Annotated in this window: 20 protein-coding genes; 11 read left to right on the top strand and 9 right to left on the bottom strand. The window is 66.4% G+C overall.

All coding sequences use genetic code 11. The annotated features are described in order from the left end of the window. Positions 1-12 precede the first annotated feature (12 nt). Complete coding sequence (locus C662_RS16345) at positions 13-1,188, bottom strand: class I SAM-dependent methyltransferase (RefSeq protein ID WP_002931522.1); 1,176 nt, start codon at positions 1,186-1,188, stop codon at positions 13-15. A 71-nt stretch (positions 1,189-1,259) separates the two neighbouring features. On the opposite strand from C662_RS16345, the gene C662_RS16340 reads away from it, so the two are divergent. From C662_RS16340 to C662_RS16330, 3 genes are read left to right on the top strand one after another with little or no spacing between them, the layout of a single operon-like run. Further along, positions 1,260-2,030, top strand: coding sequence for a pteridine reductase (locus C662_RS16340; protein ID WP_002931521.1), 771 nt, complete (start codon positions 1,260-1,262; stop codon positions 2,028-2,030). 60 nt (positions 2,031-2,090) lie between these two features. Further along, entirely contained in the window at positions 2,091-3,026 is a 936-nt protein-coding gene (gene ttcA, locus C662_RS16335) for a tRNA 2-thiocytidine(32) synthetase TtcA (protein ID WP_002931520.1), read from the top strand. Further along, on the top strand, positions 3,026-3,898 hold the full coding sequence (locus C662_RS16330) for an FHA domain-containing protein (protein WP_002931519.1): 873 nt from the start codon (positions 3,026-3,028) through the stop codon (positions 3,896-3,898). Before ttcA ends, C662_RS16330 begins: the two co-directional genes overlap by 1 nt. Before the next feature lie 48 nt (positions 3,899-3,946). On the opposite strand, the gene C662_RS16325 is transcribed toward C662_RS16330, so the two are convergent. Then, on the bottom strand, positions 3,947-4,345 hold the full coding sequence (locus C662_RS16325; protein WP_002931518.1) for a PsiF family protein: 399 nt from the start codon (positions 4,343-4,345) through the stop codon (positions 3,947-3,949). Positions 4,346-4,486: 141 nt separating this feature from the next. Between C662_RS16325 and C662_RS16320 the strand changes: the two genes are divergently transcribed. Together C662_RS16320 and C662_RS16315 are read left to right on the top strand one after the other, a co-directional pair. Continuing rightward, positions 4,487-4,840 (top strand): RidA family protein, encoded by a 354-nt coding sequence (locus C662_RS16320; protein ID WP_002931516.1) that lies wholly within the window; start codon positions 4,487-4,489, stop codon positions 4,838-4,840. A gap of 155 nt (positions 4,841-4,995) precedes the next feature. Next, a complete protein-coding gene (locus tag C662_RS16315; RefSeq protein WP_002931515.1) occupies positions 4,996-8,877 on the top strand; it encodes a DUF3683 domain-containing protein in 3,882 nt (1,293 codons plus the stop codon). Positions 8,878-8,944: 67 nt separating this feature from the next. On the opposite strand, the gene C662_RS16310 is transcribed toward C662_RS16315, so the two are convergent. From C662_RS16310 to pyrE, 4 genes are read right to left on the bottom strand one after another with little or no spacing between them, the layout of a single operon-like run. After that, positions 8,945-9,730 (bottom strand): NAD-dependent deacylase, encoded by a 786-nt coding sequence (locus C662_RS16310; protein ID WP_002931514.1) that lies wholly within the window; start codon positions 9,728-9,730, stop codon positions 8,945-8,947. After that, positions 9,727-11,808: a molybdopterin-containing oxidoreductase family protein gene (locus C662_RS16305; protein WP_083485775.1), complete on the bottom strand. Its 2,082-nt coding sequence runs from the start codon at positions 11,806-11,808 to the stop codon at positions 9,727-9,729. Before C662_RS16305 ends, C662_RS16310 begins: the two co-directional genes overlap by 4 nt. A gap of 38 nt (positions 11,809-11,846) precedes the next feature. Further along, positions 11,847-12,539 (bottom strand): hypothetical protein, encoded by a 693-nt coding sequence (locus tag C662_RS16300; protein WP_002931512.1) that lies wholly within the window; start codon positions 12,537-12,539, stop codon positions 11,847-11,849. Beyond that, a complete protein-coding gene (gene pyrE / locus C662_RS16295) occupies positions 12,520-13,164 on the bottom strand; it encodes an orotate phosphoribosyltransferase (protein ID WP_002931511.1) in 645 nt (214 codons plus the stop codon). Before pyrE ends, C662_RS16300 begins: the two co-directional genes overlap by 20 nt. Before the next feature lie 41 nt (positions 13,165-13,205). Between pyrE and C662_RS16290 the strand changes: the two genes are divergently transcribed. Next, positions 13,206-13,988 carry an exodeoxyribonuclease III gene (locus C662_RS16290; protein WP_002931510.1) on the top strand — a complete coding sequence of 261 codons (783 nt, stop codon included), beginning with the start codon at positions 13,206-13,208 and terminating at the stop codon, positions 13,986-13,988. Between the two features lie 12 nt (positions 13,989-14,000). Here the strand turns inward: C662_RS16290 and rquA are convergent, their stop codons facing one another. After that, positions 14,001-14,705: a rhodoquinone biosynthesis methyltransferase RquA gene (rquA, locus tag C662_RS16285; RefSeq protein WP_002931509.1), complete on the bottom strand. Its 705-nt coding sequence runs from the start codon at positions 14,703-14,705 to the stop codon at positions 14,001-14,003. Between the two features lie 269 nt (positions 14,706-14,974). On the opposite strand from rquA, the gene C662_RS16280 reads away from it, so the two are divergent. The 3 genes from C662_RS16280 to C662_RS16270 are packed head-to-tail and all read left to right on the top strand — an operon-like array spanning position 14,975 to position 16,102. Next, positions 14,975-15,286, top strand: coding sequence for a DUF883 family protein (locus C662_RS16280; RefSeq protein ID WP_002931507.1), 312 nt, complete (start codon positions 14,975-14,977; stop codon positions 15,284-15,286). A gap of 11 nt (positions 15,287-15,297) precedes the next feature. Next, on the top strand, positions 15,298-15,690 hold the full coding sequence (locus tag C662_RS16275; protein WP_002931506.1) for a phage holin family protein: 393 nt from the start codon (positions 15,298-15,300) through the stop codon (positions 15,688-15,690). 7 nt (positions 15,691-15,697) lie between these two features. Beyond that, positions 15,698-16,102, top strand: coding sequence for a YqjK family protein (locus tag C662_RS16270; protein WP_002931505.1), 405 nt, complete (start codon positions 15,698-15,700; stop codon positions 16,100-16,102). Here the strand turns inward: C662_RS16270 and C662_RS16265 are convergent. Continuing rightward, complete coding sequence (locus tag C662_RS16265; protein WP_002931504.1) at positions 16,035-17,282, bottom strand: uracil-xanthine permease family protein; 1,248 nt, start codon at positions 17,280-17,282, stop codon at positions 16,035-16,037. The two genes, C662_RS16270 and C662_RS16265, sit on opposite strands and share 68 nt — an antisense overlap. A 106-nt stretch (positions 17,283-17,388) precedes the next feature. Continuing rightward, the gene (gene upp, locus C662_RS16260) at positions 17,389-18,021 is read right to left on the bottom strand and encodes a uracil phosphoribosyltransferase (protein ID WP_002931503.1); all 633 of its coding nucleotides are present in this window, start codon (positions 18,019-18,021) and stop codon (positions 17,389-17,391) included. A 135-nt stretch (positions 18,022-18,156) separates the two neighbouring features. Between upp and C662_RS16255 the strand changes: the two genes are divergently transcribed. Both C662_RS16255 and C662_RS16250 read left to right on the top strand, forming a co-directional pair. Further along, positions 18,157-18,714, top strand: a complete 558-nt coding sequence (locus C662_RS16255) for a hypoxanthine-guanine phosphoribosyltransferase (RefSeq protein ID WP_002931502.1) — start codon at positions 18,157-18,159, stop codon at positions 18,712-18,714. Between the two features lie 21 nt (positions 18,715-18,735). Then, positions 18,736-19,083, top strand: coding sequence for a DUF1840 domain-containing protein (locus tag C662_RS16250; RefSeq protein ID WP_002931501.1), 348 nt, complete (start codon positions 18,736-18,738; stop codon positions 19,081-19,083). The last annotated feature ends 11 nt before the right edge of the window (positions 19,084-19,094 follow it).

The following is a 19,094-nucleotide window of genomic DNA, read 5'->3' as shown; positions in this document are numbered from 1 at the left end:
GCCTGCGCACACTCACAGCGTGTGCAGGCGATCGCCGCGGACAAACCCTTGCAGTGGCGGCTCGACGCCGCGCCCGAGCGCGAGCACCTTGAACAGCTCGCCCATCTCATGCGGCGCCGTCAGCCGCTGCGCGGCACGTGCGGCGCGGATGTAGTCCGCGCTCTCGCGCGCACCGCGTCGCTCGAGGCAATCGAGCACACCGCAGTTGAACAGGAACTGCGCCTGATTGGCATAGCCGAGCACATCCAGGCCGGCCCCATACGCTGCCTCGGCGACTGCGGTGAAGTCGACGAAGGCGGTGATGTCATTGAGCCCGGGCCACAGGAAGGGGTCGCCGTGGGCGTGGTGGCGGTAATAGCACAGCAGCGTGCCGCCCGAGCGCGAGGGCAGATAGTACTCGGCGCGCGGATAGCCGTAATCGATCAGCAGCATCAGGCCACGCTCGATGCGCTCGGCCCAGGCCGCCACCCATGCGTTGCCGGCCAGGTTGAGTTCGGTCACGTACTCGCCCTGCTCCGGCACCGGCAGGTCCAGCGCCTGCGCACCTGCGAGCACGGCGCCACTGGCAGGGCGGTCCGCCCAGCACAGCCTGCTCGCGCCCGGGACGTCGGCGGCGAGCGCCACGCCACGCTCGAACAGGCCTTGCGCGCGCGAGACGACCAGATGCACCGGCATCACATCGAGCACCTCGTTGGCCACGACCACGCCGGCAAAGCGGTCGGGCAGCGCGTCCAGCCAGCGCACGCGGCTGGCCAGGTGGGGCACCCGCGTGGCCAGGGTATCGAACTGGCGTTCACGCAGCTCACCCGACAGCTCGAGGATCTCGTAGGTGTCGGGCAGGCAAGCGCGGCGCTCGAGCTCGAGCAGCATGTCCGCGGCGAGCAAGCCTGTGCCCGCTCCGACCTCGATCAGCGCCATCGCGCTCGCACGCATGCCCTGCTCGACCTGGGTCGCGAGCGCCTGGCCAAACAGCGGGGTCAGCTCGGGAGCGGTGATGAAATCGCCCCCGGGCCCGAACTTTCTCGCGCCGCCGCTGTAATAACCCAGGCCCGGCGCATACAAGGCCAGTTCCATGTAGCGCGAAAAGGGCACCCAGCCCCCGCTGCGGCCGATCTCGGCGGCAATCAGTTCGAGCAGGCGCGCACTCTGGGCGCGCGCCTCGGCGGACGGTTCGGGCAGGGATGACATGACAGGCTTGATCCGGTGCGACTAAAGTTCGCGATTGTAAGCGCTGCCCGCACAACCCAGTTGACCGAGCGATGACCCCACCACAACACGCCCCCCACCACGCCGCAGAGACACCCCTCATCCTCGTCACTGGCGCTGCACGCCGCGTCGGCGCCGAGATCGCCCGCGAGTTGCACGCTGCAGGCGCGAACGTGGCGCTGCACTACCGCCACAGCGCCGACGCCGCAGAAACCCTCGCGGCAGCGCTCAACGCTGCGCGCCCCGACTCCGCATTCACTGTCGCCGGCGATCTTGCCCGTTTCGGCGCCGCCGAGGACATCGCCGCGCAAGTGCTTGCACGCGGCACGAGGGTGGACGGCCTGGTCAACAACGCTTCGAGCTTTTTCCCAACACCGCTTGGCAGCATCGACCGCGCGGCATGGGACGAACTGATGGGTTCGAACCTGATGGGCCCGCTATTTCTGTCCCAGGCGCTCGCTCCAGCGTTGCGAGCGACATCGGGCGCGATCGTCAACATCGTGGACATCCATGCAGAGCGTCCATTGCAGCGTTACCCGCTGTACTGCGCGGCCAAGGCCGGGCTGGCCGCGCTGACGCGCGCGCTGGCGATCGAGCTCGCACCGCAGGTGCGCGTCAACGGCGTCTCGCCGGGGCCCATCGACTGGCCGGAGGACGAACAGTTCTCGCCTGCGGAACGCCAGCAGATCATCGATCACACCCTGCTCAAGCGCGTGGGCAGCGCCGCGGACATCGCCCGCACGGTGCGCTTTCTGCTTTTCGATGCGCCCTACATCACCGGACAGATCATCGCCGTTGACGGCGGGCGGAGTGCACATCTTTGAGGCAGAACTTCTTGACAAGGGTATAATTTCGCGACCCTGAACCTTGATCGAGCTTCTGCCGTGACCGCTGCCCTTGCCCCCGTCGAGTCCCGCCCTGCCAGCACCGGCGAGACAGACACCCGCTACTCCAATACCTTCCTGCGTCTCAAGAAGAAGCTCGAGCGCGGTGTGGGCGAGGCCATTGGCGACTACAACATGATCGGCAACGGTGACACCGTGATGGTGTGCGTTTCCGGCGGCAAGGACTCCTACACCCTGCTGTCATGCCTGCTCGCGCTGCGCGAGCGCGCCCCGGTGGATTTCCGCATCGTGGCGATGAACCTCGACCAGAAGCAGCCCGGCTTCCCGGACCACGTCCTGCCGCAGTACTTCGAGTCGATCGGCGTCGAGTACCGCATCGTCACCGAGGACACCTATTCGATCGTCAAGGACAAGATCCCCGAAGGCAAGACCACCTGTTCGCTGTGTTCGCGCCTGCGCCGCGGCATCATCTACCGCACGGCGAAAGAGATCGGCGCGACCCGCATCGCACTTGGCCACCACCGCGATGACATGCTCGAGACCCTGTTCCTCAACATGTTCTTCGGCGGCAAGATCAAGGCCATGCCACCCAAGCTGGTCAGCGACGACGGCAACCATGTCGTGATCCGCCCGCTTGCCTACTGCACCGAGGCCGACATCGCCCGCTTCGCGCGCACAATGGACTTCCCCATCATCCCCTGCAACCTGTGCGGCTCGCAGGAGAACGCGCAGCGCAAGCAGATCAAGACCATGCTGCAGGGCTGGGCACGCGAGCATCCAGGCCGTATCGAATCGCTGGCGACCGCACTCAAGAACGTCGTGCCCTCGCACCTGGCCGACTCGAGGCTGTTCGACTTCGTCGGTCTCACCCGCCAGACCGTGGTCGAGGAAGGCGACACCGCATTCGACCCCCTTGAACTGCCCCAGCCAGCAAGCGCCACGATCCGCCTGATGATGCCCGGGGCCGACGACTGATGTCGGAGCGCAAGAACCTCTGCGTCTTCGTTGCCCTTCATCCGAGCGATGGGCAACTGGCAGCCCAACTGGGCGAGCAGGAGGCCTTGCACGCGGCCGAACGCTGTGCGAACCGCATCGAGCGCGCACTCGCGGCTCACAGTGCGCAGATCCTGGTCGCCGAGACCGACACCACGGTCGCGGTCTTCGAACGCTGCGATTCGGCGGTACTGGCAGCCAGCGACGCCTTGCAGCGCATACATGGGCTGCCGCCACTGCGCGGCGCGCGACAACCGGTGCGGATCGGCCTGCACTACGGCGTGGTGGACCTTGACGGCGGGCGCACGGCAGGTGAAGGCATTACGCTCGCCACCCAGATCGGCAACCTGTGCGAACCCGAGCAAGCCCTCGCCTCTGCCGCCGTCACAATGCTGCTCGGCGGCGCCGCGCGTGCGCTGCTCGGCACGCGCGCACTTGGCGGGCCCGCCTTTGCACGGCTCGGCGTCCAGGTTTTCAGCATCGGCCTGCGCAGCCCGCTGATCACCTCCATTCCGGCGGCCGCACGCGTCTCCCAGCGCCTGCGCCTGCGTCACCAGCAGGACGTGCTGTTCGTCGAGGAGCATCGCCCGGTGCTGCTGCTCGGGCGCGAACTCGGTAACGACATCACCATAATGGACCCGCGCGCCTCCAGGCAGCATGCGCGCATCGAGCGCAGAAGAGAGGGGTTCGTGCTGTTCGACCAGAGCACGAATGGCACCTTCATCACCCTCGACAACGAAGCCGAGCGCTGCATCAAGCAGGACCGCATCGTCCTCAACGGACAGGGCCGCATCGGCTGCGGTTTCTCCGCCAACGAGGTCGAACGTGACCTCGTCTTCTTCGACATCGTCTGAAGCGTCGCCCTGGCGGCACTGCGCCGGCGCAAGGCCGGCGCCCCGCGCTCACCCCTTCATGCACTCGCTGACGAAGGCCTTGCGCTTGGCCCCCTTGAGCGATTGCTCGGTTGCGGCCTGATTGCAGGCCTGGGTGCGCGCTTTTTCATCCACCGCCTCACCCGTTGCAGCCAGGGGCGCGCCCGAGCGCTCCACGGCCGCCTCATCACCAAGCGCCGGCTTGGCAGCCGGCGCCGCGGCGGACTCGGCATCCTCAGCGGCCGGACCGTGCCGACCCTTCAGGCAAGTGCTCATGAACGCCTTGCGCTCATCACCCTTGAGCGCCTGCTCCTTGGCCTCGGCATTGCACCGTTTCATGCGTTCGTGCTGCGGATTGGCCATTGCCTCACCGACACTCAGGGACGTCAGGGCCAGGGCAACCAGGCCGGCAGAGAGAAGAGTCTTCATGGACAACGCTCCATAGTTGTACGCGAAATGCGTTCCACGATTCTGCGTTTGTCATATGCCCATGTCAATATCGGCGCTCAGCGAGCACCCTCACCCGGGCTCGCATATACTTTGAGTTTGGCCAACTCAGCCGGGAGCCCCATGTCCGACATCGAACGCCACGGCGTCACCGCCCGCTATGCCGACGCCGTCATCTACGGCGACGTGATCCACCTCGTCGAGGTCCCGAGCAGTACCGGGCCGATCGAACAGCAGACCCGGGAGATCCTCGACAGTCTGGAGCGCCAGCTCAGCGCGCATGGCAGCGACCGCTCGCGCATCCTGACGGCAACGATCTACATCACCGACCTTGCGGACGTAGCAGGCATGAACGCGGTGTGGGAGGCCTGGCTTCCAGCGGGCTCAGCACCCTCGCGCGCATGCGTCAGGGTCGCGGGCCTGGTCGATCCGGGCTGGCGCATCGAGATCGCACTCAGTGCTGCGCGCAAGCCTTGAAACAGCCACCACGATCCCGAGCCGCGGGGCGCGACGGGCTTGTCCACCCGCGTGCCGCTAAGCCACTTCGGCGATAAGGTCTTGTTTTTTGCTGCATGGTGCACTGCGGTTCGCTAGAATCTAAGGTCCCCTGCAGCAGCCCCTCCGGTAGCCCCATGACCCAACGCCTGCGCGAAATCCCCTATAACTACACCTCGTTCTCCGACCGCGAGATCATCATCCGGCTGCTCGGCACCGATGCCTGGGCCGTGCTCGACGAACTGCGCGCCGAGCGCGTCACGGGCCGCTCGGCGCGAATGCTCTACGAGGTCCTGGGTGACATCTGGGTCGTTCGTCGCAACCCCTATCTCGAAGACGACCTGCTCACCAGCCGGGAGCGGCGCGAGGCACTCATCGGCGCGCTCAACCATCGCCTGACCGAGGTCGACAAGCGCCGCCAGGGCAACGACCGCGTGGCGATGCTGATCGCGCGCGGCCGTGAAGCCGTGGCCGACTTCGAGCGCTGGTTCGACGACACCGCACGCCGGCGCAAGGCCGTGCTCAAGGCGCTGTCCAGGCACACCCGGCGCGACAACATCTGCTTCGACGGCCACGCCCGTGTCTCGCATGTCACCGATGCCACCGACTGGCGCGTCGAGTACCCCTTTGTGGTGCTCTACCCCGACACCGAAGAGGAAATGGCGCCGCTAGTGCGCGAATGCATCGCCCAGGGCCTGACCATCATCCCGCGCGGGGGCGGCACCGGCTACACCGGCGGCGCAGTGCCGCTCGACGCCAACTCGGTGGTCATCAACACCGAGAAGCTGATCTCCATCGGCACGGTCGAGGAGCTGACCCTTCCCGATGCCGACGGTCAGCCGATGGCCACGCCCTACGCCACCATCCGTACCGGCGCCGGCGTGGTCACCGAGCGCGTCTCCGAAGCCGCGGGGCTGGCGGGCCGCGTGTTCGCGGTCGACCCGACCTCGGCCAGCGCGTCCTGTGTGGGCGGCAACATCGCCATGAACGCCGGCGGCAAGAAGGCCGTGCTGTGGGGCACTGCGCTCGACAACCTGGCGTGGTGGAAGATGGTCACGCCCGACGGCAACTGGCTTGAAGTCGAACGCCTCGATCACAATTTCGGCAAGATCCACGAGCAGCACACCGCGCGCTTTCGCCTGCGCCGCTTCGACGGTCTCAGCTACAGGCCGCTGGGCGAAGAGCTGCTTTCGATGCCAGGCGCGCACTGCCGCAAGGACGGCCTGGGCAAGGACGTCACCGACAAGTTCCTGGGCGGCATTCCCGGGGTGCAGAAGGAAGGCACGGACGGTCTGATCGTCGCCGCCCGCTGGGTACTGCACAAGATGCCACCTGTCACCCGCACCGTGTGCCTGGAGTTCTTCGGCCAGGTGCGCGAGGCGGTGCCGGCCATCGTCGAAATCACCGACTACTTCAAGCCGGGCGGCGCCGGCAACGCTGCCGGCGTGCTGCTGGCCGGCCTCGAGCACCTCGACGAACGCTACGTCAAGGCCGTCGGTTACGCCACCAAGGCCAAGCGCCATGGCCGTCCGAAGATGGTGCTGATCGGCGACATCGTCGGCTTCGACGAGAACGCGGTGATGAGCGCCGCCTCCGAGGTCGTGCGCATGACCAACAGCCGCGGCGCCGAAGGCTTCATCGCCGTCAGCCCCGAGCAGCGCAAGCGTTTCTGGCTGGAACGCAGCCGTACCGCGGCCATCTCGCGCCACACCAACGCGTTCAAGATCAACGAAGACGTGGTGATCCCGCTGCCGCGCATGGGCGAGTACTGCGACGGCATCGAGCGCATCAACATCGAACTGTCGACGCAGAACAAGATCCAGCTCTGCGACGCTCTCACCGAGTTCCTCGGCGGCGAACTGCCGCTTGACGTGAAGGACGCGGAGGTCGACAGCGACACCCTGATCGCCGACCACCGCGCCCAGGCGCTGGAACAGGTCGCCAAGGTGCGCCAACGCTGGCAGTGGCTGCTCGACAACCTCGACATGCCGCTGGCCGAGGCCGAGCGCCACTTCGAGGCCTATGGCATCGAAGCCGCCGAGCTATCGAATCGCGCCGCCAACCCTGTGCTGTTCCACCGCCTCCAGGACTACTCGATTCGCGTGTCGTGGAAGACCGAACTGCGCCCGCTGCTCGAGCAGATCTTCGACGGCGCCCTGTTCGCCCGTATCCTCGCGCGCATCACCGAGATCCACCGCGAAATCCTGCGCGGTCGCGTCTTCGTCGCCCTGCACATGCATGCCGGCGACGGCAACGTGCATACCAACCTGCCGGTCAACTCCGACCACTACGAGATGCTGCAGACCGCCAACCGCGCGGTCGACCGCATCATGGCGCTGGCACGCAGCCTGGACGGCGTGATCTCCGGCGAGCACGGCATCGGCATCACCAAGCTCGACTACCTCACCGACGAGGAGATGGCGAGCTTCTGGGACTACAAGGCCAAGGTCGACCCGGACGGTCGATTCAACCGCGGCAAGCTCATGCGCAAGGGCCCGATCAAGGGCAACCTCGACAACGCCTACACCCCCAGCTTCAACCTGATGGGCCATGAGTCCATCATCATGGAGCAGACCGACGTTGGCGACATCGCCCACGACATCAAGGACTGTCTGCGCTGCGGCAAGTGCAAGCCGGTGTGCTCGACCCACGTGCCGCGGGCCAACCTGCTTTACTCCCCGCGCAACAAGATCCTGTCCACCTCGCTGCTGATCGAAGCCTTCCTTTACGAGGAACAGACCCGCCGTGGCGTATCGCTCGCGCACTGGGCCGAGTTCGAGGACGTGGCCGACCATTGCACGATCTGCCACAAGTGCGAGAAACCCTGTCCGGTGGACATCGACTTCGGCGACGTGTCGATCAAGATGCGCAACCTGCTGCGCAAGCAGGGCAAGAAGTCCTTCAACCCGGGCAAGGCCGCGGCGATGGCCTTCCTCACCATCAAGGATCCGGCGACCATCAAGGCGATGCGCGTCGGCATGATGGACTGGGGCTACAAGGCGCAGCGCTGGGCGCATGAGATGGGCAAGAAGTTCGGCCTCATCCAGCCGCAGGTGAAGACGCCGCCGGCCACGCTCGGCAAGGCGCCGATCAAGGCCCAGGTGATCCATTTCATCAACAAGCCGATGCCCGGCAACCTGCCCAAGAAGACCAGCCGCGCGCTGCTCGACATCGAGGACGACAAGGTCATCCCGGTGATCCGCGACCCGCAGAAGGCCAATGGCGACTCCGAGGCCGTGTTCTACTTCCCGGGCTGTGGCTCGGAGCGCCTGTTCAGCCAGGTGGGTCTCGCGACCCAGGCCATGCTCTACCACGTCGGCGCGCACACCGTGCTGCCGCCGGGCTACCTGTGCTGCGGGTATCCGCAGACCGCGGCCGGCGAAGAGGACAAGGGCCAGAAGATCACCACCGACAACCGCGTGCTCTTCCACCGCGTCGCCAACACGCTGAACTACCTCGACATCAAGACCGTGATCGTGTCCTGCGGCACCTGCATGGACCAGCTGCAGAAATACGAATTCGAGAAGATCTTCCCCGGCTGCCGCCTGCTCGACATCCACGAGTACCTGATGGAAAAGGGCGTCAGGCTCGAAGGCGTGAGTGGCGTGAAGTACATGTACCACGAGCCCTGCCACACGCCGATGAAGGTGCATTCCGGCATCAAGGTCGCCAACGAACTGATGGGCACGCGTGTCGACCTGTCCGACCGCTGCTGCGGTGAATCCGGCACCCTGGCGGTGGCACGGCCGGACATTTCGACCCAGGTGCGCTTCCGCAAGCAGGAGGAGATCGAGAAGGGCGCCGCCAAGCTGCGTGGTGACGACCCGAACGCCAAGGTGAAGATGCTGACCTCCTGCCCGAGCTGCCTGCAGGGCATGCACCGCTACGCCAACGATGCGGGCGGCATCGAACCCGACTACATCGTGGTGGAGTTGGCCAAACACTTGCTGGGCGAGAACTGGTTGCCCGACTACGTCGCCAAGGCCAACAACGGCGGGATCGAGCGCGTGCTGCTCTAGGACAAACCAGGAAAGGAAGGGGCGGGCCGGGTGGGCGCGAGCCTCCCGGCCCGTTTCGCGTCCTGGCTCAGCCCTCGGCGGGCTCGCACGGGCGCATGCGCCGCCACAGTTCCGGCAGGGCTTCCGCGGCCCGCATGCGCAGGCGATGGGTAACGATGGCGCTGACCTCGGTGTCGCCCGGATTGATCTCCACCGTAGGCACACCCATGCGCCAGGCGTGCACCACCGGCCCCGCGATGTAGGGGAAGACGCTGGTCGTACCGATCGACACCACCAGATCGAGCCCATGCATCACCAGGGCCTCCAGCCGCTGCACCGCGCCTGTCGGCAGCGCCTCGCCGAAGAGCACGACATCGGGCCGCATCACGCCGCCACAAACCGGGCAGGCGGGTGGAATCTGCATGCCCTCGAAATCAGGCAGGCTGCGCGCGTGCGGGCACTCGGTGCAGCGCAGGCGGTGCAGGTTGCCGTGGATCTCGATCAGGTTGCGCGAACCCGCCAGGCGATGAAAGCCATCGACGTTCTGGGTCAGCACCCATACCCCGCCACGCTCGCGCTCGAGCGCGGCAATGATGTCATGGGCGACGTTGGGCCGCGCGCCACGGCAACTGGCCTCGATCTCGGCCAGGTATTTCCAGGTCAGCGCCGGTCGGGCAGCCATCATCTGGCCCGACAGCGCCTGCTCGATGCTCAGGCCATCCTCGGTAAGGCGCTCGTGGTAGAGACCGCCGATGCCGCGATAGGTCGGCAGCCCCGAATCTGCCGAGATCCCGGCACCGGTGATGAAGAGCACGCGCTGCGCTTCGGCAAGGCAGCCGGCGACGGCATCGAGCGCGTCCTCATGTGAGCTCATGCGCAAGACACCTCCACCAGGCAATCGTAGAAGATCGGCCCGCCGCCCATGTCGGTGGCCGTGGACGCCGTCACCGCGTTGGCGTTGTTGCCGTCGCCGGACAGCTTGTGCCACCACACCGAGGGACTGACCACGACCCCCGGCCTGACCCCGGTCGTCACCACGGCGCGCGCATGGAATTCGCCGCGGTCATTATGGATGCGTACGCGCTGACCGTCGCCGATTCCGCGCCCAGCAGCATCATCGGGGTGGATCTGGAGGACGGGACCGCCCTGCTCGTCGCGGAAGCGCGGCAGGTTGGCGAAGCTGCTGTTGAGAAAGTTGCGTGCCGGTGGCGTGATCAGGGCCAGCGGGTAGCGCGCCGCCAGCGCGGGATTGCTGACCACTGATTCGGCAGGCGGATGCCAGGCCGGCAAGGGGTCGAGCCCGAGGCCGGCAAGCAAGCCGGAATGGAACTCGCAGCGCCCCGACGGCGTACGAAAGCCGCCATTGGCGAACGGCACGAAGGGGCTCGCAAGGTTCAGTCTCGCCCAGCCGTGTTCGGCGAGCTGTTCGGGTGCGAGGCCGCGGGCACGCTCATCGTCTTGCCGGAAAGCCCTGGCGGCGATGCTGTCGTCGGACTCGAACAGGGCGGGATGGGCAAGCCCGAGGCGCGCCGCCAACAGGCGGAAGACCTCGGTGTTGGGCTTAGCCTCGCCCAGAGGTGCAATCGCCGGCATGTTCGCCACCACGTTGAGATGGCCGTAGCTGGTATGGACATCGCGATGCTCCAGCTGGCTCGTCGCCGGCAGCAGGATATCGGCATAGTCGGCAGTATCAGTCTGGAACAGCTCGTGAACGACGCAGAACAGGTCCTCGCGCGCGAAGCCGGCCTTCACCCGGTTACTGTCGGGCGCCACTGCCACCGGGTTGGCGTTGTAGACATACAGCGCCCGGATCGGTGGATCGGTGGCCTCGAGCAGCGCCTCGCCGATGAAGGCCATATTGACGGTGCGCGGCGGCCGCCCAGCGGCATGGGGATAAAGGTCGGGGCGCGCCAACGCATGGCCATCGACGGGATAGTTGCCCGAGGTCGACAGCAGGGCACCACCCGCTGCATGACGCCAGGCCCCTGTGAGCGCAGGCAGGCAGGCGATATTGCGCACCGCCATGCCGCCGCCGGCGCAGCGGTTCAGGCCGTAGTTCAGCCGGATCAGGGTCGGTGTGGTCGAACCATACTCGCGTGCGAGGTCGCGGATCACGCTGGCGTCCAGCCCGGTCAGCGGCGCCGCCCATTCAGGTGTGAATGCACGCACGCGCTCGGCAAGCGCATCGAAGCCCAGGGTATGACGGGCGATGTAGTCGTGATCGAGCCGGTCCTCCGCGATCAGCACCTGCATCATCGCCAGCGCGAGCGCACCATCGGTGCCGGGCCAGGGTGCGAGATGGACATCGCACTTGGCGGCAGTCTCCGAGCGCCGTGGATCGATGCACACCAGTTTGGCGCCACGCCGCCGCGCCTCCTGGATATGGCGCCAGCCATGCAGGTTGGACACCACCGGATTGCCGCCCCAGATCAGGATCAGCCTTGCGTCGGCGACCGCTTCCGGGTCCGTCCCGATCGAGGCCCCCACCGTCGCCTTCCAGCCCAATGCCCCCGCGGAGGCGCAGATCGTACGGTCGAGCAGCGACGCGCCAAGGCGATGGAAGAAGCGGCGATCGAGGCTTTCCCCCTGCACCAGGCCCATGGTGCCGGCATAGCTGTAAGGCAGGATCGAGCGTGGATCGTCCGCAGCGATGGCGCGAAAGCGTGCGGCGATGGTGTCGAGCGCCTCATCCCAGGAGATGCGCTCGAAACGCCCCTCCCCCTTGCGCCCGACCCGCTTCATCGGATGCAGCAAGCGTTGATCGGAGTACACACGCTCGAGGTAGTGCGCCACCTTCGTGCATAGCACACCATCGGTGAACGGCATGTCGGCAGCACCACGCACCTTGATGGCGCGAGCCCCCGACACGGTGACCTCCATCGCACAGGTATCGGGACAGTCATGCGGGCAAGCCGCACGCACGCGTGTTTCGGTGGCACCACCAGGAAGCATGCTGGACCTCGTTTTGCGACAACAGGCCGCGCCAACCCTCAGTCGTTCGAGCCTGGCACCACGCCCCTGCCATTGCGGGACACACCATTGGCAGAGGGCGCCCCCATCAACTCAACGTAGCGCTGCCGATGCTCCTCGAAGCGGTCGAGCACGGCGCTGCGCTCGCGCAACTTCGCGGCGATCACGCGCGACTGCGTAATGATCTCGCTATCCAGCGTGCGGATGTCTTCCTCGAGGCTGGCGGCAACCGCGCTGTCGTCGGTCTGGGTCGCATCCGAGATCAGTGCGCTCTGGCGCTTGACGAGTTCCGACTCGCGCTCGCGCAGTTCCCGGATGCTGCGGTCGAGATCGCGCAGTTCGCGGTCGCGCCGGCTATCGAGGTCGTCCAGACTGCGATAGGTTTCGAGCAGCGCCTGATCCAGGCGCAACTGGCGCTGGCGATCGGCCTCTGCAGCACGGTGCTGGCGCTCGACCTCGGCACGGCGGGCGATCTCCTCCGGCGTCAAGGGCGCGGCTACCACGCGCCGTACCACGCCCGAAGGGCTCATCTCGCGATACGCCCGGCCATAGCAGGCTGCAGGCAGGATATCGCCGCACACCGGTTGGCCACCGACGTCGCAGCAGTAGATCGTACGCCCGCCCGCCTGCGCTACGGACTCTCCCGGCACTCCGGCGAGGACGAGCGCGCAAGCGAGCAAGACGAGACCTGTCTCAGCGCGACGCGATTCCATACAAATCCCGATAGGCCTTGACCGCATCCAGGTTCGCGGCCAGTTCGGGGCTGCCGGCAAGGTAGCCGATCAGGTCCTCGAGTGTCGCCACCGCAATGACAGGAATGCCGAAGGTTTCGCGCACTTCCTCGACGGCGGACAGCGCAGTCTTGCCACGCTCCATGCGGTCGAGCGCAATGACGACGCCAGCCGGCGTCGCACCAGCAGCACGGATCAGCTCCACCGACTCACGCACCGACGTCCCCGCAGAAATGACGTCATCGAGGATCAGCACGCGGCCCTTGAGCGGCGCGCCGATGAGCGTTCCGCCCTCGCCGTGATCCTTCGCCTCCTTGCGGTTGAACGCGAACGGCAGGTCGACACCCTCCTCGGCGAGCCGGATCGCCGTGCCGGCCACGAGCGGGATGCCCTTGTAGGCAGGGCCGAACAGCATGTCGCAGGCGACGCCCGAGGCGCGAATCGTACGCGCATAGAATCCGCACAGCTCGCGAAAGGACACACCGTCGTCGAACAGGCCGGCGTTGAAGAAGTAAGGAGAGTTGCGCCCCGCCTTGGTGACGAAGGCGCCGAAGCGCAACACCCCCTTGCGGCAGGCGAGTTCGATGAAATCCCGGCTAAAATCCACGTTCTTCTGGCTGCCACGCAGCGTCATTCATAGAACCGCCCATGTTACGCATCATCTCACTCAACCTCAACGGCATCCGCTCGGCAGCGACCAAGGGGCTCTTCGACTGGCTCCCGGACCAGCAGGCGGACCTCGTCTGCCTGCAGGAGCTCAAGGCTCAGGCGGGCGACCTGAGCGACGCAATGCGGGCGCCGGCGGGGCTCAAGGGCTGGTTCCACCACGCCGAAAAGAAGGGCTACAGCGGCGTCGGCATCTACAGCCGCCACGCACCAGACCGTGTCATCGAAGGCCTGGGCATCGCCGACATCGACGCCGAGGGTCGCTTCCTGCAGCTGGACTTCGGCAAACTCTCCGTGGTGTCGCTCTACCTGCCATCAGGCTCGAGTTCGGAGGAACGCCTGCAGATCAAGTTCGCCTTCATGGAACGCTTCCTTCCCCATATGGCGACGCTGTTCGCCAGCGGCCAGGAGGTGGTGGTGTGCGGGGACTGGAACATCGCCCACCGCGAGACCGACCTCAGGAACTGGAAATCGAACCAGAAGAACTCCGGCTTTCTACCCGAGGAACGCGCCTGGCTCAGCCGCCTGTTCGACGAGCAGGGTTGGGTGGACGTCTATCGCCGTCTGTACCCCGAGGCCACCGACGACTGCTACACCTGGTGGTCGAATCGCGGCCAGGCGTGGGCGAAGAACGTGGGCTGGCGCCTCGACTACCAGATCGCCACTCCGGAGTTGGCCGCCGCAGCGCTGAACGCCTCGGTCTACAAAGCACAGCGCTTCTCCGACCACGCCCCGCTGACGATCGACTACGACTGGTCTCTGTAGAGACCGCGACCGTCACGCAGAAACCTGGCGCCGGGTGGCGACGACGAGCTGATACAGCCCGCCGAAGCAGGTTTGCTTGCGCCATTCAAAGTCGGATGCCGTCTCAGCCAGGGATTCGATGGGTGTGTCGAGCAGCGACTGCGCAAACGGTTCGAGCCAGCGGAACACCAGGCCCATGAGCGGCCGCAGGGGGTGCCAAGCACTGGCGCGATGGTAGTCCACGAATACGACCCGCCCGCCCGGCCTAACCGCAGCCAACAGATTGGCCACGATCAGCCGGCGCTCGCGCGCCGGCACCTCATGCAGCAGGAAGAAGCAGCACGCCGCGTCGAAGCACGCATCCTGCCGCCGGGTGAGATCGGCCACGCGTGCCTCGGCCTGCGGCAAGCCGACCAGCTTGCGGCGCACGTTATCAACCTGGATCGGCGCTACATCGAGGACCGTGAGACGGCCTTGCTCCCCCACCCGACGCGCCAGCATCGGCGAGAAGCCTCCATACACGCACGCGGCCTGTAGCACCGTTTCGCCGGGCACAAACTGCGCAACCGCCCACCGCATGAGGCGGGCCGCGTTACCCCACAGGATCGCAGACACGACCGGCGAGCGATCGAGCCAGGGCACGGTGCGCGGATCGAGATAAGCCCAGGAGTACGTCCGGCTGAGATAGTCGGGCAGCACCTCGACGGGCTGAGTGGCAATGTCGGACGAAGGAGGCATATCGATCTTGGTCTGTGATGGCAGCCGGGTAGGGGCGCTCGGCGCTGCAAGGGTCCGCCAGTCCCTCCACTGCAGCGACGGCCCTGAATCGCAAGCCGGCGTCTGACCTGATGCTACACGAATTGCTGCGACGCAACACCGCTGCATTCGACATGGCAATAGCGCCACGGGCTAGGGAAATTGCCATTACCCCGCAATCGGTCTAGCCTTGACGACGAAACCTTCGATCGTCCGCCATTGTCGTAGTCACTCAACTTCAGGAGGCCATCATGAGCACGACCACAGACACATCCAAGGACAAGCTGATCGAGGACCTCAGAACCCTCATCAACGACGCCGAAGAGCTCCTCGAACTGACCGCAGATGACGCCAAGGGCAAGGCAGCCGATGTCCATGGCCGCCTCGGCGCACGACTGACGCTCGCCAAAGAGCGCCTCAAGGATGCCGAAGACGCCATCGTCGACACCGGGCGCAAGGCGGCGCGTGCCACTGACGACTACGTACATGAGAAGCCCTGGCAGGCGGTGGGCATTGCCGCAGGCGTCGCCTTCCTGCTCGGCCTGCTTTCGAGCCGGCGCTAAGGCACGGCGCCATGGCCGAGCCACGTCGACCGCGCCTGGCCGAAACCCTGCGCGGCGCAATCGATGCCGGGCTGCAGACGGTGCAGACCCGGCTCGAACTACTGACGGTCGAGCTGCAGGAAGAAAAGCTGCGACTGAGCGCAGTGGCGCTCAACATCGTGCTATGCGGCCTGTTGCTCGGCTTCGGCCTGGTTTTCCTGCTCATCTTCCTCACCGTGCTGTTCTGGGAGGAACACCGCCTGCTGGCGCTCGGCGTGGCCACTGCGGCATGCCTGGGCGGCGGCCTGCTCGCCGCCACCAACGCCGCACGCGAACTGCGCCGCGGCAGCCAGCTGTTTGCCGCCAGCCTGGCTGAACTCAAGCGCGACCGCCAGGCAGTCCAGCGGCGCGACGAGGACGCCTGATCTTGTCATGAGGACGGATCCACGCACGCTCGAACTCGCACTGCGCAAGCAACGCCTGCAGTTGCGCGCCGCCAGCCAGCGCGCAGACCTGTCCTGGCGGCTGGAAGGTGTCGACGCCACCCTCGACCGCGTCGACGGTGTGCGCGAACACTTCGCATGGGCCAAGGAACAGGCCCCGCTGCTGTCGCTCGGCGCCCTCGCCCTGCTCGCCGCCCGCCCCCGCCTCAGCCTGCGCATTGCCAAGCGCGCCTGGCTGGGCTGGCTGCTCTACAAGCGCCTGCGCGGCACACCGGCCGCGCTGCTACCGGTGCTTGCGCCGGCGCTTCGGCTGGCGCTTCGTGCGCTCAAGCGCGCCCTTGGCGATTCGGCAGGATCAGGTTCAACACCACGGCGACAACGCCGCACAGGCTGACGCCCTGCAGCGTGAGGCCGTCGAAGTTCAGCGCCAGGCCACCGATCCCCATCACCAGCACCGCAGAGACGATCACCAGGTTGCGCGGCTCGTCGAGGTCGGTGCGCGCCTTGATCAGGGTGTTCAGGCCCACGCTCGCCACCGAGCCGAACATCAGCATCATGATGCCGCCCATCACCGGCACCGGAATCGAGGCCAGCAGCGCATTGAACTTGCCGAAGAAGGCCAGGATGATGGCCAGCACCGCAGCCCAGGTCATGATCGCCGGGTTGTAGTTCTTGGTCAGCGTGACCGCGCCGGTCACCTCGGAGTAGGTGGTGATCGGCGGCCCGCCGATCAGGCCGGAGAACAACACGCCGACGCCGTCACCGGCCAGCGTGCGATGCAGGCCGGGCTTCTCGGTGTAGTCCTTGCCGGTCACGCCGCCGATCGCGAGCACGTCGCCAACGTGCTCGATCGCCGGTGCCAGCGCAACCGGCAGCATGAAGAGGATGGCCGCCAGCTCGAAGCTCGGCGCCACGAACTGCGGCATCGCAAACCAGGGGGCTGCCGCCACCACGCCGAAATCCACCAGCCCGAACAGGATCGCCGCCACATAGCCGGCGCCGACGCCGCACAGGATGGGCACCAGCTTGAGGAAGCCGCGCGCGAACACGGCGGCGATGACCGTCACCCCGAAGGCGATCGCCGCCACCGTCATTGCCGTCGCGTAGGGTACGAGTTCGATCTTGCCGTCGCCCGAACGCCCCATTGCCATGTTCACGCCCACCGCCGCCAGCGACAGGCCGATGATCATGATGATCGGCCCCACCACCACCGGCGGCATGTAGCGGTGCACGATCTCGGCGCCGTGCCTCCACACCACCCCGGCGAAGAGGAAGTACATCAGCGACACGCAGGCGAGCGCACCCATGGTCGCCGGCAGCCCCCAGGTCTGGATGCTGAAGATGATCGGCGCGATGAAGGCAAAGCTCGAACCCAGGAAAATCGGCACCTGGCGCCCGGTGATGAGCTGGAACAGCAGGGTACCGACCCCGGCGCCTAGCAACGCAAGCGCCGGGTTGAGCCCGGTGAGCAGTGGCACGAGCACGAGCGCGCCGAAGGCGACGAACAGGATCTGGGCGCCTGAGATGGCCTGCCGCCACAGCGGATCGGCCGACTGGATGGGAATTTCACGCATGGAGGTTCTCCGCCGGACGTTCGCAGCAAACGCGCCGCACCGCCGGCATGGTTGTCGTTATGGATGAAACGGCGATGACGGACGGCACCGGAGCGCCGCCGGGCGTTCAGTTGTGCCGGGTGCCGAAGATCTTGTCACCGGCATCGCCCAGCCCGGGGATGATGTAGCCGTGCTCGTTGAGGTGGCTGTCGATGCTCGCGGTGTATATATCCACATCCGGATGCTGCGCGTTCATCAGCGCAATCCCCTCGGGCGCAGCCACCAGCACGAGCGCACGTACATGGGCACAGCCATTGCGCTTGAGCATGTCGACGGTCGCCACCATCGAGCCGCCGGTGGCGAGCATCGGGTCGATGATCAACGCCATGCGCTCATCGAGCTGGCCGACGAACTTCTCGAAGTAGGGCGCTGGCTGCAGCGTCTCCTCGTTGCGCGCGATGCCGACCACGCTCACCTTGGCACTCGGCACCATGTCGAGCACGCCGTCGAGCATGCCCAGGCCGGCGCGCAGGATGGGCACCACAGTGACCTTCTTGCCCTTGATCTGCTCGATCTTCACCGGCCCGGCCCAGCCCTGAATCTCCACGTCCTCGAGCGGGAAGTCCTTGCACGCCTCGTAGGCGAGCAAGCGTGCGATCTCGGCAGTCAGTTCGCGAAACTTCTTGGTGCTGATGTCCGCCTCGCGCATCAGGCCGATCTTGTGGCGCACGAGGGGATGGCGGATTTCGTGGATGGGCATGGCAGCATTCCAGGCAAGGGCGGAGACCCGCACCTTTTACCGCGGCGCAGGAGCGCGCACAAGCGTCCACGCGTGGTCGGCGCTAAAATGCGCGACCGGCCAGCCGATCGGTCACCGCCCACCAGGACCCCGAACATGTCTCTCGACCTCGAACAAATCAAGCGCGCCCGCGAAGAAGCCGACTGCCTGGCCGACGACGCCACCGTCGAAGCTGCACTCGACCGCATGGCAGCGGAGATCACCGCCCGCCTGGGGGAGCGCAACCCACTCGTTTACGCGGTGATGAATGGCGGCCTGATTCTCGCCGGTCGCATCCTGCCGCGCCTGCCCTTCCCGCTCGAAGTCGCCTACCTCCACGCCACCCGCTACGGCCACGCACTGCAGGGCACGCTGCTCGACTGGCGCGTACGCCCCACCCAGGACCTGCGTGGCCGCACCGTGCTGGTACTCGACGACATCCTCGACGAAGGCCACACGCTCAAGGCCATCATCGAGCACCTGCAGGAAGAAGGCGCCGCCGAGGTGCTTTCCGCCGTGCTGGTGCACAAGCTCCACGACCGCAAGGCTACGCCCGGCATGCGCGCCGACTTCACCGGCCTCGACATCGCCGACCGCTTCCTGTTCGGCTGCGGCATGGACTACAAGGGTTACTGGCGCAACGCGCCCGGCATCTACGCGGTCAAGGGTCTGTAAAACATCAGGAGAACGGATTCCATGCTGGTCACCTTCAAGTCCAATGCCAGTGCCGACGTGATCATGTTCGGCGACATCGCCAAGCGGCTCATCACCCTCCTCGGCAAGGACCCCGACGACGGCAAGGGCATCGTCACCGTCGAGCAGATCCCCGAAGCCATCGCGCGCCTCAAGGCCGCGATCGAAGAGGACCGCCAGCGCCAGGCCGAACTCGAGCGCCGACGCACCGAAGACGATGACGAAGCCGACAAGGAAGCCGGCCGCAGCGGCATGAACGCCCCGGTCGGCCTTGCCCAACGCGCCTGGCCCCTGCTCAACATGCTGGAAGAATCGCAGCGCGAGGGCACCCCGGTGGTGTGGGGCGTGTAAACCACGGACTG

Source organism: Thauera sp. 28 (assembly GCF_000310145.2).
In the GTDB taxonomy this organism is placed as follows: Bacteria; Pseudomonadota; Gammaproteobacteria; order Burkholderiales; family Rhodocyclaceae; genus Thauera; species Thauera mechernichensis.
This window is presented reverse-complemented; position numbering and strand designations above follow the sequence as displayed.